The sequence below is a fragment of the Shewanella intestini genome, from assembly GCF_018221465.1.
In the GTDB taxonomy this organism is placed as follows: domain Bacteria; phylum Pseudomonadota; class Gammaproteobacteria; order Enterobacterales; family Shewanellaceae; genus Shewanella; species Shewanella intestini.
Map to the genome: position 1 here is coordinate 1 of NZ_JAAIKR010000042.1, position 1,375 is coordinate 1,375.

The 1,375-nt window shown below is 47.5% G+C and carries 1 protein-coding gene; it reads left to right on the plus strand.

The window, feature by feature from the left end; translation table 11 throughout:
- Position 1 precedes the first annotated feature (1 nt).
- On the plus strand, positions 2–1,291 hold the full coding sequence (ltrA, locus tag G3R48_RS17030) for a group II intron reverse transcriptase/maturase (protein WP_212593421.1): 1,290 nt from the start codon (positions 2–4) through the stop codon (positions 1,289–1,291).
- The last annotated feature ends 84 nt before the right edge of the window (positions 1,292–1,375 follow it).

The following is a 1,375-nucleotide window of genomic DNA, read 5'->3' on the forward strand; positions in this document are numbered from 1 at the left end:
TATGCAACCGGCCTTCAACAGCGATTTATTTCAACAATTGCTCGAACCTGAGAATCTACACCGAGCGTGGCGTCAAGTTAAAGCCAATAAAGGCGCGGCAGGCATCGATGGCATGGCCATCGAAGCCTTCCCGCTCTGGATGCAACAAGGCGGCTGGCAACAGTGTAAGACTCAACTTGAACTAGGTGAGTACCAACCCTCAGCAGTCAGGCGCGTAGAGATCGACAAACCCGATGGCGGTAAACGTAAATTGGGGATCCCTAACGTCATTGACCGTGTGATACAGCAAGCGATAGCTCAAATACTCACACCACTGTTTGACCCATTCTTCTCGGTTAACAGCTTTGGCTTTAGGCCGAACAGAAATGCTAAACAAGCGGTACTGCAAGTAAGGGATATCATCAAACAGAAACGCAAATTTGCCATCGATGTTGATCTGTCTAAGTTCTTTGACCGAGTTAATCATGATCTCTTGATGACTCAACTTAGGAGCAAGGTGCAGGATAAGCGTCTGTTGGCACTTATCGGTAAATACCTACGCGCTGGCGTAGTGGTCAACGACCAATTTGAAGTAAGTTTCGAAGGCGTGCCTCAAGGCGGTCCTCTCTCGCCATTATTATCAAACATTATGTTGGATAGTCTGGATAAAGAGCTGGAAAGCCGAGGGCATAAATTCGCCCGCTACGCGGACGATTTCATCATTTTGGTAAAGTCTATTCGAGCGGGAGAGCGGGTACTCAAGAGCATTACTCAATACCTTGCGACTAAGCTAAAACTGGTTGTTAATGAACAGAAAAGCCAAGTGGTTAAGGTAGGTCAAAGCAAGTTCCTAGGGTTTACATTTAACCGAGGAAAGATCCAGTGGCATGCTAAAACATTGCACATTTTCAAACAAAAGATGAGACGGCTAACGAACCGAAATTGGGGCGTGAGTATGGAGTATCAGCTGTTTAAAGTGCGGCAATACATGCAAGGCTGGATCAACTACTTTGGCATAGCCAATGCGTACCAAGGATGTGTCGATTTAGACCATTGGATCCGTCGTCGCGTACGTATGTGCTACTGGCGTCAGTGGCGAAAACCACGGACTAAGGTGCAGAATTTACTTAAACGTGGCGTCAGGATTCAAGCCGCCGTTGCTTGTGGTATCACAAGTAAAGGCCCTTGGCGTAGCTCAAAAACTCCAGGGATACAGCAAGCGCTGAGTAATGAGTATCTGAAGAAAGCAGGACTATATTCACTGAGAGATGGATGGATCGCAGTTCAATATCCTAATCAGAAAATGAGTTAGGTGTTCTAAATGAACCGCCCTGTGCGGAGCCGCATGCAGGGTGGTGTGGGGGCTGGAGGCTAGAGACCTCCGGCTACCCGATTA